General features: G+C 66.1%; 13 protein-coding genes. 7 read left to right on the top strand and 6 right to left on the bottom strand.

The genetic code is table 11. The annotated features are described in order from the left end of the window. Positions 1-55: 55 nt before the first annotated feature. The 3 genes from NVS83_RS05095 to ndk all read right to left on the bottom strand — a co-directional run bounded on the left by NVS83_RS05095 (position 56) and on the right by ndk (position 2,478). A complete protein-coding gene (locus NVS83_RS05095; RefSeq protein WP_258730558.1) occupies positions 56-805 on the bottom strand; it encodes a TerC family protein in 750 nt (249 codons plus the stop codon). Between the two features lie 177 nt (positions 806-982). Next, positions 983-1,687: a TerC family protein gene (locus NVS83_RS05090; RefSeq protein ID WP_258730559.1), complete on the bottom strand. Its 705-nt coding sequence runs from the start codon at positions 1,685-1,687 to the stop codon at positions 983-985. 368 nt (positions 1,688-2,055) lie between these two features. Further along, positions 2,056-2,478 (bottom strand): nucleoside-diphosphate kinase, encoded by a 423-nt coding sequence (ndk, locus tag NVS83_RS05085; protein ID WP_258738334.1) that lies wholly within the window; start codon positions 2,476-2,478, stop codon positions 2,056-2,058. A 303-nt stretch (positions 2,479-2,781) separates the two neighbouring features. On the opposite strand from ndk, the gene NVS83_RS05080 reads away from it, so the two are divergent. The 4 genes from NVS83_RS05080 (at position 2,782) to NVS83_RS05065 (ending at position 6,391) form a co-directional block, all read left to right on the top strand. After that, positions 2,782-2,988 (top strand): hypothetical protein, encoded by a 207-nt coding sequence (locus NVS83_RS05080; RefSeq protein WP_258738333.1) that lies wholly within the window; start codon positions 2,782-2,784, stop codon positions 2,986-2,988. Between the two features lie 232 nt (positions 2,989-3,220). Beyond that, a complete protein-coding gene (locus NVS83_RS05075) occupies positions 3,221-3,439 on the top strand; it encodes a hypothetical protein (RefSeq protein WP_258730562.1) in 219 nt (72 codons plus the stop codon). Positions 3,440-3,865: 426 nt separating this feature from the next. Continuing rightward, entirely contained in the window at positions 3,866-4,399 is a 534-nt protein-coding gene (locus NVS83_RS05070) for a DinB family protein (RefSeq protein WP_258738332.1), read from the top strand. Positions 4,400-4,513: 114 nt separating this feature from the next. Further along, positions 4,514-6,391 (top strand): ABC-F family ATP-binding cassette domain-containing protein, encoded by a 1,878-nt coding sequence (locus tag NVS83_RS05065; protein ID WP_258738331.1) that lies wholly within the window; start codon positions 4,514-4,516, stop codon positions 6,389-6,391. A 681-nt stretch (positions 6,392-7,072) separates the two neighbouring features. Here the strand turns inward: NVS83_RS05065 and NVS83_RS05060 are convergent. The 3 genes from NVS83_RS05060 to NVS83_RS05050 all read right to left on the bottom strand — a co-directional run bounded on the left by NVS83_RS05060 (position 7,073) and on the right by NVS83_RS05050 (position 10,588). Next, positions 7,073-8,305: a porin gene (locus NVS83_RS05060; RefSeq protein WP_374114504.1), complete on the bottom strand. Its 1,233-nt coding sequence runs from the start codon at positions 8,303-8,305 to the stop codon at positions 7,073-7,075. Positions 8,306-8,577: 272 nt separating this feature from the next. After that, positions 8,578-9,024, bottom strand: a complete 447-nt coding sequence (locus NVS83_RS05055; protein WP_258730567.1) for a DNA polymerase III subunit chi — start codon at positions 9,022-9,024, stop codon at positions 8,578-8,580. Between the two features lie 55 nt (positions 9,025-9,079). Next, a complete protein-coding gene (locus tag NVS83_RS05050) occupies positions 9,080-10,588 on the bottom strand; it encodes a leucyl aminopeptidase (RefSeq protein WP_258738329.1) in 1,509 nt (502 codons plus the stop codon). A 215-nt stretch (positions 10,589-10,803) separates the two neighbouring features. Here NVS83_RS05050 and lptF point away from each other — a divergent pair, with 215 nt between their 5' ends. From lptF to NVS83_RS05035, 3 genes are read left to right on the top strand one after another with little or no spacing between them, the layout of a single operon-like run. Then, complete coding sequence (gene lptF, locus NVS83_RS05045) at positions 10,804-11,961, top strand: LPS export ABC transporter permease LptF (RefSeq protein ID WP_258730569.1); 1,158 nt, start codon at positions 10,804-10,806, stop codon at positions 11,959-11,961. Between the two features lie 40 nt (positions 11,962-12,001). Continuing rightward, complete coding sequence (gene lptG / locus NVS83_RS05040; protein ID WP_258730570.1) at positions 12,002-13,087, top strand: LPS export ABC transporter permease LptG; 1,086 nt, start codon at positions 12,002-12,004, stop codon at positions 13,085-13,087. Then, positions 13,084-15,555, top strand: coding sequence for an LPS-assembly protein LptD (locus NVS83_RS05035; RefSeq protein WP_258730571.1), 2,472 nt, complete (start codon positions 13,084-13,086; stop codon positions 15,553-15,555). The genes lptG and NVS83_RS05035 overlap by 4 nt, the downstream gene beginning before the upstream one ends. Positions 15,556-15,560 lie beyond the last annotated feature (5 nt).

Here is a 15,560-nt window from a genome sequence, read left to right as displayed (position 1 = left end):
CGGAGCGCCTTCCGATTGAACATCACCGGCGGGGACCGCCGGTGATGGTGCGCGCTCAGTGCGAGCCGGCGGCGGCCGCCGAGCGGCGGTTCTTCAGCAGCCAACCGAGGCCGAGCACGAAGGCGATGCCCACGGCGCCGGCCAGATAGTGCGGCACGGCCGCCGCCCTCAGGCCCACCGGGTCCTCCGGGTCCATGACGACGTCGACGAGACCCGCCGAATAGCCCTGCATGAACTCCAGCACCACCTTGTCGCCGACCAGCATCTCGCCCGCGATCCAGCCGAGCAGCGCGGCGCCGAACCAGATCAGGATCGGGAAGCGCGAGATCAGCTTCAGGATGAGCTGCGAGCCGAAGACGATGAGCGGGATGGTCAGCAGCAGGCCGAAGATGAACAGCTCGGCATGGCCGCGCGCCGCCGCCGCGATGGCGACGACGTTATCGAGGCTCATCACCGCATCGGCGATGGCGATGGTGCGCACGGCCTTCCACAGGCTGTCCGAACTCTCGACGTGATGCTCGCCGCCATCCTCGTCCAGCACCAGCTTGATGGCGATCCAGAACAGTAGCGCCGCGCCGACCACCTTGAGGAACGGCACGCCGAGCAGGAACGACACGGCGAGGGCGAAGACGATGCGCAGGCCCACCGCGGCCCCGGCACCGAGCAGGATGCCCCATTTGCGCTGCCGGTCCGGAAGCGACCGGCAGGCGAGCGCGATGACGACCGCATTGTCGCCGGAGAGCAGCAGATCGATCCAGATGATCTGCAGAAGCGAGACCCAGAACACAGGGCTGGTGAAATCCATCGGTTCCTCTCTGGTCGGTAGATCGAGCGTAACCTCCCCCGCGAAACCCTGCCGCCCCTTCCGGCGCCGAACTGGCATACTTTATTATTCGTGCCAGTTTCGACCCCTGAAACGGACGGCGCCCGCGGCCTTTTCAGGTCGCGGGCGCCCCGGCGAGGGAAATCGCGGGCCGGCTCGTCAGGCGTGCGGGTCCGCCGCGTGGGCGGACTGGCGGAACCGCGAGATGATCCAGCCGGCGGCGACGACAAGCACCGCGCCGAGGCCGGCGGCGACATACTCGAAATGATGGACCGTAGCCTCGCCGAAATATTCGAGGATCTTGATGTCCGAAACGAACATCTCGCCGGCCACCCAGCCGAGCAGCGCCGCGCCGGCCCAAACCAGCACCGGGAAGCGGCTGAGCAGACCCATGATGAGCGCCGCGCCGGCAATGATCATCGGGATGGAGATCACGAGGCCGATGATGATCAGCGTCCAGTTGCCGTCCGCCACGGCCGCGATGGCGACGACGTTGTCGAGGCTCATCACCAGGTCGGCGATGGCAATGGTGCCGACGGCACGCCACAGGCTGTCATGAGCGGTAACGCCGCCCTCCTCGCCCTCGGATTCCGGCAGCACCAGGTCCACGGCGATGTAGAGCAGCGCCAGCGAGCCGACGATGCGCAGCCACGGCAGCCCCAGCAGCACCGCGATGATGGCCGTGAAGACGATACGCATGCCGACCGCGACGCCGGCGCCGAGGATCATGCCGGTGCGCCGCATCTTGTCGGGCAGCGAGCGGCAGGCCATGGCGATGACGACCGCGTTGTCGCCGGAAAGCAGGACGTTGATCCAGATGATCTTCAGGAGTGCAAGCCAGAAGAGCGGCTCAAGGTAGCTCATGATGGTGTTCCCTCACCTTGCCGTCCGCTCCCGAAAAGGGAGATCGAACGTGGTCCTTTGGCGTTGGCGCGCCATTTCAAGGTGAGGCAAGAGGAGGTGACTCCGGCGGGTCCACTCCCGGGCGCTCTTCGGCGCGCCATAATCGGCATCCCCGCTGCGGGCCACTTCTCCAATGGCCGGACCCCCGCAGCGCCCATGGGGCCAACATACATAATAATCTATGCGGCGGCCAAGCCTTCCGGGCAAAATTTCTTGAATCAATGATGCTGCAGACGCACAAATCTACGCTGCCGCGCAAAATGAAAACGCCCCGCCGGTATCTCGGCGGGGCGCGAACTCAGCGGAACCTGCCGCAAAGACTATGATCGTCAGCCGACGATCTCGTTGCCCGCGAAGAACTGGGCGATCTCGATCGCCGCGTTCTCGAGGCTGTCCGAGCCGTGCGCCGAATTCTCGCCGACCGAGAGGGCGAAGTCCTTGCGGATGGTGCCTTCCGCCGCGTTGGCCGGGTTGGTCGCGCCCATCACCTCACGATACTTGGCGACGGCGTTCTCGCCTTCGAGAACCTGCACCACGATCGGCTCGGAGATCATGAATTCGACGAGCTCGCCGAAGAAGGGGCGCTCCTTGTGCACCGCGTAGAAGGTCTCGGCCTGGGCGCGGGTGAGAAGTATGCGCTTCTGCGCGACGATGCGCAGGCCAGCCTTCTCGATGTAGCTGTTGATGGCGCCAGTCAGGTTGCGCCGGGTCGCGTCCGGCTTGATGATCGAAAAGGTGCGCTCGAGCGCCATGACGTTCGTTCCTTGAAGCCATTTGGGTTGCTGGTTTCGCTGCGGCTTATAGCGGCGCCCCCGGGCGACGACAAGACGAGCCGCACTCGAGCCGCACTTGCGAAGAAGAAGTGCCTCCCGAAGCGCTCCTCCAGGCGCCCTTCGACCCCGCCTCAGCCCCTTCCTTGCCGGAACGACCGGCGCGCCATCCGCGCCCGACATGGCGTGCGCATGCGGAAAACGCCGCCCGCGCGCCCTCTATGGTGGAACGCAACGGCGAGCCGGCCGTTCTTGTCCGCAGTGCAGCAGAATGGGGGGCACGACGTGAAGAAGCTCTCACCGATCATGGTCGCGGCGACGCTGGCCCTCACGGGCCTTCTCGCCCTTCCCTACATCTCCGTGGCCGACGCCACCGACAACGGGCAGGCCAAGGTCCCGCAGGGCTACCGGACGTGCTTCATGCAGGAGCGGGCCGTATTCACCGGCACGCCGCGCATGGAGAAAGTCCCCCACTGCGTATTCGCGCGATAAGCGTTATCACGACTTCATGAACGGGTCTTGGAACCTTATCCCCACTACACACGTTAAGACCACGTTAACGGATCACACAGGTCAGCCACGGATGAGTGGAAGCGTATTGGAAACTTCCCTTGGGCCACCCGGAAGGGGCGGCGGCAGGCTTGCGTGCGTATCCGCTGACGAGGAAGGCGCAGTGACGTCATAGCAGGGCCGGTGGCTTCCACCGGCTGGTGGAGGGACCGACATGCTGAAGACGATTGCCATCAGTGCCGTCGCTGCCGTCATGGGTTTCACGGCCCTGTTCGTCGGCGCCGCCTCGGCCACAGGCTATTTCACGCCGAAGCCGAAGGTTGCCACGGTGGAAATTCCCGCCCAGCCGGTTGCTGGTGACTGCGTTATCCAGACGCGCTGGATGAGCGATGCGGGCCGGATGGTCCAGGTCGAGCGCCCCGTCTGCTACTGACAAGAGATTTTCAGGGATAGGCTCGCGGCATCCCCACTCCCCCAAGCCCCACGCGAGCCCATACGCCCCGGCTCCTCCCCCCAAGGAGCCGGGGCTCTTTCTTTTCAGACCCTCCCCGGCCGCTCCCGACACATGAACAGATAGCAACGCGGCGTTCAGCACGGGTTCCGGCGCATGGCGGCAAGCTCACGACATCCGGGCCGAGCCCGGACGCCTGACGCGGGGTCGCTGCCGCCGACCTGACCCCGCGCATGCGGCCCCGGTCGGCTGGTGTCCGGCCGGGGCCTTCCCTTTCCCGCGCATCGATTATCCGGCACGGCTCTGCACCGATCACGCCGACGCGATGGCATCCATCACCGCAGGGAATTGGTGAATCGGTGCGGAACGGCCGATCATGGCCGCTCACCCCTGCCGCGAGTGAACGCCATGAACGATCTTGCCGTCGGCCGCTATCGCCAGCTCGCCGGCTACAACGCCTGGGCCAACAAGCGCCTCTACGCCGCTGCGGCGGCCCTCAGCGACGAGCAGTACCGCGCCGAGCGGGGCGCTTTTTTCGGCTCCGTGCACGGCACGCTAAATCACCTGCTGGTGACCGATCGCATATGGATGCGCCGCATCACCGGCAGCGGCGAGGCGCCCGACCGGCTCGACGCCATTCTGTTCGACGCGCTGCCGGAACTCGCCACCGCGCGCCATGTGGAGGACGAGCGCATCGGCGCCTTCGTCGACACGCTCAGCGACTGCGTGCTCAGGGCGGATCTGCACTATGCCAATATGAGCGGGAAGCCCTTCGCCCAGCCGGTCGCCGGCGTGCTCGACCACCTCTTCAACCACCAGACCCATCATCGCGGGCAGGCGCACTGCCTCATCAGCGGCTTTCTCGGCAATGCCGCGACGCCCTCGCTCGATTTGCTGATGTTCCAGCGCGAGGCCGGCCTCGCCCACGCTGAAGCGAACTGAGCCCTCCCGCCGGCGGGAGGGCGGCGTGGCGCCGATCTGATGCGCGCCGAGTGGGACGAAATGTTCGGCCCGAAGGCCCTTGCCCGCCCGCCGCACGCGCGGCACAAGACGGGCATGATCTCCTTCGACGACATCTCCCTGCGCATCGCCGGCCGCCTGCTGATCGACCACGCCTCGGCCTTCATACCGGACGGGGCGCGGGTCGGCCTCGTCGGCCGCAACGGCGCCGGCAAGACGACGCTGTTCCGCGCCATCACCGGCGAGATGGCGCTGGAGACCGGAAACATCCGCATTCCCCAGGGCATCCGCATCGGCCAGGTGGCGCAGGAGGCCCCGGCCGGGCCAGAGCGGCTGATCGACATCGTGCTCGCCGCCGATGTCGAGCGCGCCCGGCTCATCGACGAGCAGGCGACGGCGAGCGATCCGGCGCGGATCGCGGAGATCGAGCTGCGGCTCGCCGATATCGGCGCGCATGCCGCCCCGGCGCGGGCGGCGCGGATCCTCGCCGGGCTCGGCTTCGACGAGGCGGCGCAGCAGCGCCCCTGCTCCGACTTTTCCGGCGGCTGGCGCATGCGCGTTGCCCTCGCCGCTATCCTGTTCGCCGAGCCGGACCTGCTGCTGCTCGACGAACCGACCAACTATCTCGACCTCGAGGGCACGCTCTGGCTGCAGGACTATCTCGCGCGCTATCCCCACACGGTGCTGATCGTCAGCCATGACCGAGAGCTTCTGAACGCCTCGGTCTCCTCCATCCTCCATCTGGAGAGCGCCAAGCTCACCCTCTGGCGCGGCGGCTACGATTCCTTCGAGCGCCAGCGGGCGGAGAAGCTCGTGCTCGACCAGAAGGCGCGCACCAAGCAGGACGCGCGGCGCAAGCATATGGAATCGTTCGTGGAACGCTTCCGCGCCAAGGCATCGAAGGCGCGCCAGGCGCAGTCGCGGCTGAAGGCGCTGGCGCGCATGGCGCCGATCGCCGAAGCCGTCGGCGAGGCCGCGGCGGCGATCTCGATCCGCCATCCCGCGCGCATTCCCTCCCCGCCCATCCTCGCGCTCGACAATGTGAGCGTCGGCTACCAGCCGGGCCGGCCGGTGCTGCGCAACCTGACATTGCGCATCGACCATGACGACCGGATCGCGCTGCTGGGCCCGAACGGCAACGGCAAGTCCACCTTCGCCAAGCTGATCGCCGGGCGGCTGGAGCCGCAGGGCGGCTCGATGGTGCGCGCGGCCGGGCTGGAGATCGCCTATCTCGCCCAGCACCAGCTCGACGAACTGGTGGCCGAGCAGAGCGTCTACGATCACGTGCGCCGGCTGATGCCCGACGCGCCCGAGGCCAAGGTGCGCTCGCGCGCCGCCGAGCTCGGCTTTTCCGGCGGCACAGCGGACACCACGATCGCCGCGCTCTCGGGCGGCGAGAAGGCGCGCCTGCTGCTCGGGCTCGCCGCCTTTCACGGGCCGCATCTGCTGATTCTCGACGAGCCGACCAACCATCTCGACATCGCCGCACGGCAGGCGCTGATCGAGGCGCTGAACGACTATCCGGGCGCGGTGATCCTGATCAGCCACGACCGCTCCCTGCTCGATGCCAGCGCCGAGCGGCTGTGGCTGGTGGCCGACGGCACGGTGCGCGCGTTCGAGGGCGACCTCGAGGAGTATCAGCGTCTCGTGGTCGGCCGCGGCGCGTCCTCGCAGCGCAAGGAGGCGGCTGGCTCGCGCGCGCAGGAGCGACGGCAAGCCGCCGAAAAGCGGGCCGAGACCGCGCCATTGCGCAAAAAGATCAAGGAAACCGAATCGCTTATCGCCAAGCTTGAACGCAGTCTGTCAGGGCTGGATGGCCTGCTCGCGGACGAGACCCTCTACAGCCGCGACCCCGCCCGCGCTCAGCGCACCGCGCGCGAACGCGCCGACGCCGCGACCGCCCTCGCCGAGGCCGAGGAGGCATGGCTGGAACTCTCGACCGCGCTCGAAACCGCCGAAACGGGCGAGGCGTGAGTGTCGTTCGTTCCCATTCGGTGGGAACGGGAGATTCGGGAAGGCTTTATTCGCGCAGCGCATCCGGGCGGACATGACCGCCGCCGGGATGAACATTTGTGCCGTCGAGCGCGCCACGCCGGGGTCGATTGCCGCGTACGTCTCTCAAGCCGCAGACGACTGATTCAACCGCTGACGGCCGGACATAATGGCGGGGCGGCTGGCTAAAGCGGTGCGCTTGCCGGCCTGCCGGAATTTCACTTCAGAAGATTGTCCGGCTCGGCCAACGACAGGTCTGTCTCGCAACTGATGCCGGCGGCATGTCGATGCGCGCATGCCTCGCTCCGCCTGCTGACCAGCCTCGACCTCGCGTCAAGCCGTTCGCGGCACGTACAAGGACGGGTGCCCCGAGGCAGGTCTCGCCGAGGACGTTCATGCCGGCACCCATGGCAAGGCACCCGTGGGTCGACATCCAAGGTCGACACTCACACGCCGACGCGGCCAACCGAACGTGCGCCCGCATTCGTCCTGTTGATCGGCGCGGATCGCCGCCCAATCAACTGAGCCGGCAAAACAGCCACCTGGAGCTAGCTCGCTCCGTACATCTTCGCCGGCGAACGCGATGACCGAGCTCACCGTCGTCCAGACAAAAAGAAACCCCGGCACAAGGCCGGGGTTTCCATTAGGACCGTTCTGATCAGATCAGAAGGTGCGGCGAACCGACAGCAGGACCTGGTTGAAGTCCGAGTTGCTGGTCAGGTTGCCCTTGTAGTCGTAGACCGGCTGGTTGTAGTTCGCTTCGCCGTAGGTGTACTGGGCGACGAACAGCAGGCCCTTGACCGGGCTCCAGTTCAGGCTGGCGCCAACGTTGAAGAGGTCGAAGCTCGACGTGGTGGTGTTGGTCGGGATGTCCGCCTCACCGTAGTTGCCGAACACGACGCCGTAGACGTTCGGCGAGAAGAAGTGGGTCAGCTCGCCAGCGATGGTCCAGCTCTTCGACGACTCGTAGCTGTCGGTCACCGGGTTGTAGTACAGGTCGTAGACCGCGCTGATCGGCGCGTACGAACCGTTGATGCCGGTGTACTCGGAAGCGCCATCAGCGTAGGTGCCTTCGATGTACAGCGTGTCACCCTCGCCGAAGGTCGGCAGGTTGAACTTCACGCCGCCCAGGACGGCCCAACCCACGTCGTCGCCGCTGCTCCAGCCGTAGTAGTCGGAGTCCAGCTGACGGACCATGCCCGAAATCTGGAAGCCGCCCCACTCGCCTTCGTAGTTGATGTTGCCGATGAGGGCCGGGATGTCGGTCTCGGTGTCGCCGTAGATGTCGTAGTCGACGCCGTCAGCGCGCGAGGAGTCGTCCTCGATCGAGATCGTGGCCGTGAAGCCGTTGCCGAAGTCCGCGGTGTAAGCGGCGACGATCGAGTTCTCGTCCGAGGTGATTTCGATCGAGTCGACACCCCAAACGTTGTTGTCGGCGTAGTAGTCGAAGAACGACTGAACCTTACCGAAGGTGAACCCAGCGAACTGGATGTAACCCTTGTCGAGGTTCGAGTTGGTCGACTCCGAGAAGTTCGAACCGCCGCCGCCGTAGGTCAGGCGATACTCGAAGTACGAACGCAGCGTGCCGTACTCGGTCTGGGTGCGGGCGTCGACGCGCAGAGCGCCACGAGCCAGGAAGTAGGAGTCCTGGTACTCGTCCTTCGGCAGGTACGAGAAGTCCTGGTAGTAGTAATCGGTCTGCACGAAGCCACCGATCTTCAGGCACGTGTCAGAGCCGGGAATGTAATAGAAGCCCGCACCGTAGGTGGAGCAGATCTTCACGTATTCCGCAGCCTTCGCCTTCACAGGCAGATCGGCCGCCGCAGCAGTCCCGACCATGGCAAGCCCGGCAACGGAGCCGAGCAGCGCGTTCTTGATGACCGTCTTCAACTTCATTCTCCCCCAAATTGGACCAATGTTGGGTTTTCGATTGTCAGGACTCCCCGCGAGGCGCGGCATCCGTGGAGGATATTGTTGGAAACGCCCGGACGGTGCAAAGCCAAAGTGGCCTCAAACGGGCTCTGGCGGCCATTCCGCGACGGAGTGTTGCCGTCCAGACACAATTTGGGCAAGGGGTATGGCGTTACGCGCGGCCCTTGCCGATCAAACTAGAAAAGACGTGGTGAATCAACGGTTAACGCCGTGATGCCGGGACAGGCGCCGCGGGCTCAGCGCCGTTGCCAGCGGCCGTCCGGGCCCTGCTGCCAGTAGGCGATGTCATGCCCGGCGGCCTTCGCGGCGCGCCAGCTCTCGCGGGCCTGGTCCACCGCGTCGGGATCCGCGCCGTCGAACAGGTGAATCACCCGCGCATAGGTATCGGGATCGTCGATGACCGCCTGCTCGACCAGGAAACGCACCGTGGCGCCGTTCGGATTGGCCGGATTCGTGGTCAGGAGAATCGGCTGGCGCGCGGCATCGGGCTGGCGATCGGTGCCGTGCGGCAGGAAAGACGCGTCGTCATAGGTCCACAGGAGCTGGTCGAGCGCTGCCACGCGCTCGTCCGTGGTCGCCTGCACCGTGCAGCGCCAGCCCCGCTCGAAGCACTTCTCCAGAAGCTGGGGAAGCGCCGATTCGAGCGGGCGATTCGTCAGGTGATAGAAGAACACCTCGGTCATCGGCCGGTCGCTGCCTTCGATTCGTGGAAAGGCGGCCGCCGGCCGTCGCCGGCGCTCACGATTCGTAGTGCTGCGCCACCAGATGGTCGAGCAGGCGCACGCCCCACCCCGACCCCCAGCTCCGGTTGAACTCGCTCGTGGGCGAGTTCAGGCCGGTGCCGGCGATGTCGAGATGCGCCCACGGCACCTCGCCCACGAAGCGCTTCAGGAACTGCGCGGCGGTGATGGAGCCGCCGAACCGCCCGCCGGTGTTCTTCATGTCGGCGAACTTGGAATCGATGAGCTTGTCGTATTCGGGCGCGAGCGGCATGCGCCACACCTTCTCGCCGGTATCGAGCCCGGCCTGGTGCAGGCGGCCCGCCAGCGCGTCGTCATTGCAGAACAGGCCGGCATTCTCGGTGCCCAGCGCCACCAGGATGGCGCCGGTCAGGGTGGCGAGGTCGACCATGAACTGCGGCTTGAAGCGCTCCTTTACGTACCAGAGCACGTCGCCCAGCACGAGCCGGCCCTCGGCGTCGGTGTTGATGATCTCGATCGTCTGGCCCGACATCGAGGTCACGATGTCGCCCGGGCGCTGGGCGTTGCCGTCCGGCATGTTCTCGACCAGGCCGATGGCGCCGATCGCGTTCACCTTCGCCTTGCGGCTCGCCAGCGCGTGCATCAGCCCCACCACGCAGGCGGCGCCGGCCATGTCGCCCTTCATGTCCTCCATGCCGGCGGCCTGCTTGATCGAGATGCCGCCGGTGTCGAACACCACGCCCTTGCCGATGAACGCGACCGGCGCGGTGCCGGACTTGCCGCCATTCCAGCGCATGACGACGACCTGGCTGTCCTGCTTCGAGCCCTGGCCGACGCCGAGCAGGGCGCCCATGCCGAGCTTCTTCATCTCCTTCTCGCCGAGCACCTCGACATCGACGCCGAGCCTGGAGAGGTCGCCGGTGCGCTTGGCGAATTCGGTCGGGGTGAGAACGTTGGCCGGCTCGTTGACGAGGCTGCGGGCGATCATCACGCCGTCGCCGATGCCCTCGCGCTTGCGGAAGGCGCGCTTCGCCGCGCTGTCGTTCTCTATATATAGAGTCACCTTCGGCTTCGCGGTCGCCTCGTCGGGCTTGGGCCGGGTCTTGTAGCGGTCGAAGGAATAGGCGCGCAGGCGCATGCCGAGCGCGAGCTCGGCGGCGGACTGGGGCGTCACCTCGCCTTCGGGCAGCGCCAGCACCACCGAGACCTCTTTCGCCGCGGTGGGAACCTTGCCCATGATGGAGCCGCCGAGCTTCAGCCAGTCGAACGGCTTGAGCGCGGACGGCTTGCCGACGCCGACGACGATGACGCGGCTGGCGTCGAGCCCGGCGGGCGCCACCAGGTCGAGGGTCTTGCCCGACTTCCCTTCAAAGTGATCAGCGCGCGCCGCGCGGGCGAGGAGGTCGCCGGCCGGCGCCATCAGCGCCTCGACGGCGGGCGCAAAGGCCGGGCCTCCCTCGCTTCCACCCTCGGCCGCGAGAAGCACCACAAGGCCATCGAGGGTGGTGGGAAGCCCCGCGAAACTGATTTTTACCGTATCGCCCATCGTCGTTTCCACTTTCGCATCCGGATTGTGGGTCATGTTTAGCCGAATGACGCTGCCACGACGAGGGCCCCGATACGGCCAGATTCGCGGTCCTTATCCACTCGCCGGCACGAGTGAATTGCACCGCGCGCCGTGCCCGCTTATTGATCGCATTCCACCTTGCCGACGCTCGGGGCGGCGGACGTTTCGGAAGGCACGACAGGGAACGCCGCTTGATGACCCGACTTGACCGCTATGTCTTCCGCTCGGCAGCGTTCGCCTTCGTGGGCACGCTCGCGGTCCTCACCGGCATGATCTGGGTGACGCAGGCCCTGCGCCAGCTCGACATCATGACGACCCAGGGCCAGACCATCGTGGCCTTCATCGTCATCACCAGCCTCGCCCTGCCCGCGCTGATCCTAGGCCTCGCGCCGGCGGCGCTGTTCATCGCCGTGTCCCATACCCTGTTCCGCATGAACAGCGATTCGGAAATCGTGGTCGCCAGCGCGGCGGGCATCTCGACCTGGCGCTTCCTGCGACCGCTGATCATCCTCGCCCTGCTGGTGGCGGCGGGCTGCACCGCCCTGTCGATGGAGCTGGTGCCGGCGGCGATGCGCCAGTTCCGCTATGAAATCTCGCGCGTGCGCGCGGACGTGGTCGCCTTCATCGCCCAGCCCGGGCGATTCACCACGCTCGCCGACGGCATCGTGTTCAATGTGCGCGAGCGCAATTCCAGCGGCGTCCTCGGCGGCATCTTCATCAATGACGCGCGCAACCCCAACGAGGTGAACACCTATCTCGCCGACCGCGGCCAGGTGGTGGACACCCAGGAGGGCACGTTCCTCATCCTCGAGGACGGCGCCATCCACCGGCGCACGCCCGGCAAGTCGGACAGCAACGTGGTCGAGTTCCAGCGCTACGCCTTCGACCTGTCGCCCTTCACCTCGGCGGGCGACAACGCGGTCTATCGCGCGCCCGAACGCTCGTTCAGCGAGTTGCTCCACCCCGACCCGAACGATCCCGGCTACCAGCAGGACCCGGGACGCTACACCGAGGAGATCCATCGCCGCCTGTCGCTGCCGCTCTACGTGCTCGCCTTCTTCGGCATCGCGGTGGCCGCGCTCGCCGAGCCGCGCACGACGCGCGAGGGGCGAGGGCTCGCGCTCGCGGCGACGGCGCCCTACGTGATCGTGCTGCAAGTGGTGAGCTTCGGCCTCATCAACCAGGTGCGCCACGACCCCGACCTGGTGCCGATCGTCTATGTGGTCCCGATCGTCTTCCTCATCGGCTCGGCGCTGTCGCTGAGCGGCCGGTTCAAGCCGCGCATGCCGGAAGCGATGCGGCGCCATATCGACCAGATGGCGCAGCGCGTCGTGCGCGCGACGGTCGATTGAGGCGCGCCATGGCTGCAGCAATCGCCTGCGGGGACCGCCCGTGATCGGACGCACGCTCGGGCTCTATTTCGGCCGCCGCTTCCTCGGCTCGGTGCTCGGCATCTTCGTCGGCTGCGCCGTGCTGATCATGCTGATCGACTTTCTCGAAATGTCGCGGCGCGTGGGCGAGCGCGACGTCGACAGCCTCACCCTGCTGCTGCTGATCATCTACCGCGCGCCCTTCTTCACCGAGCAGCTCCTGCCCTTCGCGGTGCTGTTCGGCGCCATCGGCACCTTCCTCACCCTGTCGCGCCGGCTGGAGCTGGTGGTGGCGCGCGCGGCCGGGGTCTCGGCGTGGCAGTTCATCACCCCCGCCTGCATTATCGCGATGCTGCTCGGGGTGGTCTCGACGACGGTCTACAATCCCGTTTCGGCGGAGTTCAAGGAACGCGCGAACCGGATCGAGGCGGAGATATTCAACCGCCAGACCGGCCTGTTCTCCTCGACCAGCGCCGGCTTCTGGATCCGCCAGCAGAGCGTCGACGGGCAGGCCATCATCCAGGCCGCGGCCAAGACGGATGGCGGGCGGCAGCTTTCCGGGGTGAACGTGTTCCTGTTCGGGCGCGACGGAAAGCTGGAAGAGCGCATCGAGGCGCGCAATGCGACGCTGGAAGACAGTGCATGGCGACTCCATGACGCGCGCGTCTTAACGCCTGGAATAGGTTTGCAGAATTACGATACCTACATGGTCGCGACGAATCTCACCCCGAATCAGGTCCAGGAATCGCTGCAGAGCGAAACCGTGTCCTTCTGGGACCTGCCCGCTGCGGTCGATGCCGCCACGCGGGTCGGCTTCGGCGCGGAACGTTATCGGCTGCAATATCAGAGCCTTCTCGCCCGTCCCATGCTGTTGCTGGCGATGGTGCTTATCGCTGCCTCGCTCAGCCTCCGCGTCTTTCGATTTGGGGGCATCGGGCAGACGATTCTCGGTGGCGTGGCCGCCGGCTTTCTGCTTTATGTTTCGACCAAGCTTGCCGAGGATCTCGGTGAGGTCGGGATTGTGCATCCCGTGATTGCAGCGTGGTTTCCAGCGGTCGTTGGAGCATTGATGGGTATTCTCATCCTGCTTCACCGGGAGGACGGATGAAGGTCGGCAACGTCGACGCCGGCCAGTCCGGGGTGGTGAAGAAGCGGTTCAAGGACCGCCTGCACGCCTCGGCCTGTTGGCTGTTCTTTACGGTAGTTACCAGCACGTTGGGTACGCTTGTCCCGGCGCATCAGGCGCTCGCGCAGGAGCCGGGCGGGGCGGCGATGGCGCGCGACATGCTGAGCAAGCGCCAGTCGGACCCCAACGCCAAGATGCTCGTAACCGCGGATGAGCTGGTCTACGACTACACCCGTAACGAGGTGATCGCGAACGGCAACGTCCAGATCTACTATGACGGGAACGTGCTGGAGGCGAAGCGCGTGGTCTATGACCGCGCCAACAACCGCCTGCGTGCCGAAGGCGGCGTCCGGCTGAAGGATTCCACCGGCCAGATCATCTCCGCCGAGAACCTCGACCTCTCCCAGCAGTTCACCGACGGCTTCGTGAACTCGCTGCGCATCGACACGCCCGACAACATGCATTTCACCGCCGCGCGGGCCGACCGCTCCGGCGGCGACACGACCGTGCTCACCAGCGGAGCCTACACGCCCTGCGAACCTTGTAAGGAGCATCCGGAAAAGCCCCCCCTGTGGCAGGTGAAGGCGGCGCGGATCATCCACAAGGAAAAGGAGCAGATGATCTATTTCGAGGACGCCCGGCTCGAGTTCTTCGGCGTCCCGATCGCATGGGTCCCCTACCTGTCCGCTCCCGACCCGACGGTGAAGCGCAAGTCGGGCTTCCTGATGCCGAAATTCATCAACACCAGCGAGATCGGCTACGGCGCGACGATTCCCTATTTCTGGAACATCGCGCCGAACATGGACGTGACCTTCTCGCCCCTGTTCGTCTCCAAGCAGGGCGTGCTGCTGGACGGCGAGTTCCGGCACCGGCTGGACACCGGCGTCTACTCGATCCGCGCCGCCGGCATCGAGCAGCAGGACAAGGACGAATTCCTCGACCAGCCCGGCTACCGCGACCAGCGCGGCATGCTGGAGACGCACGGCCGGTTCAACATCAACGAGCAATGGTACTGGGGCTGGGACGGCTGGCTGACCTCCGATGAAACCTTCATGGAGGACTACAACCTCATCGACGATTCGACGCGCGAGGTGGTCTCCCAACTCTACCTGATCGGCCAGGGCGACCGCAGCTACTTCGATGCGCGCACGCAGTACTTCACCGGCCTGACCGCCTACGACAACCAGGACCAGCTCCCGGTGATCGCGCCGGTGATCGACTACTCGAAGACACTCGACAAGTCGGTGTTCGGCGGCGAGTTCAGCTACGACTTCAACCTGACCAGCCTCACCCGCGACGAAGTGGACCTGCGCGCCACCTCCGCGGCCTACGCTTCGGCGGTGAGCTATGAGGGTCCGGCCAACGAGTGCGACCTCACCAAGGTCGGTGCCGATCCCGCCGCCCAGCGGTCGGACTGCCTGATGCGCGGCATGGCCGGCACCTATACCCGCCTGTCGGGCCAGGCGGACTGGCGCCGGACCTTCATCGACGATGCCGGGCAGGTGTGGACGCCGTTCCTGAACGTGCGGGTCGACGTCGCCGCTGTCGAGGCCGAGGCCGCCGACGAGCCCTGGCTGTCGAGCGGGGATGAATCGCTCGTGCGCGCCATGCCGGCGGTCGGCCTCGAATATCGCTATCCGTTCATGTCGGTCGAGAGCTGGGGCACCCAGACGCTGGAGCCGATCGCGCAGATCATCGCGCGCCCGGACGAGTCCGACATCGGCAAGTTCCCGAACGAAGACGCCCAGAGCCTGATCTTCGACGACACCAACCTGTTCGAGATCAACAAGTACTCGGGCTATGACCGGGTGGAAGGCGGCGGCCGCGCCAACGTCGGCCTGCAATACATCGCCAACATCAACGGCGCGGGCCAGGTCAACGCCCTGTTCGGCCAGTCCTACCAGCTGTTCGGCAAGAACTCCTACGAATACGAGGACATGGCGAACACCGGCGCCGAGTCCGGCCTCGACCAGGATGTGTCGGACTATGTGGCGCGCGTCTACTACGCGCCGACCAACGACCTGTCGCTGGTCAACCGCTTCCGCTTCTCCGAGGACGACTGGTCGGTGCAGCGCTACGAGCTGGAAGGCCGGGCGGTCGTGAACAAGCTCATGCTCTCGGCGACCTACGGCCTCTACGCCGCGCAGCCCGAGCTTGGCTATTACGAGCAGCGCGAGGGCCTGCTGGGCACCGGCCAGTACAAGATCAATCAGAACTGGAGCGTGATGGGCGCGGCGCGCTACAATCTGCGCCAGGACGAGATCGACTACACGCTGTTCGGCATCTCCTACGCCGACGAGTGCTTCGGCCTGACGCTGAGCTACAAGTCGGACTACACGGAGAGCGGAAACCGCGAGCGGGTCGACACGGTACTGCTGACCGTGAGCCTGCGGACGCTGGGCGCTGCCGGGTTCTCCAGCAACGTCGGCGACTCGTCGAGTTCGAACTGATCGGC

Origin of the sequence: Ancylobacter mangrovi (assembly GCF_024752335.1) — a bacterium.
GTDB lineage: Bacteria > Pseudomonadota > Alphaproteobacteria > Rhizobiales > Xanthobacteraceae > Ancylobacter > Ancylobacter mangrovi.
This window is presented reverse-complemented; position numbering and strand designations above follow the sequence as displayed.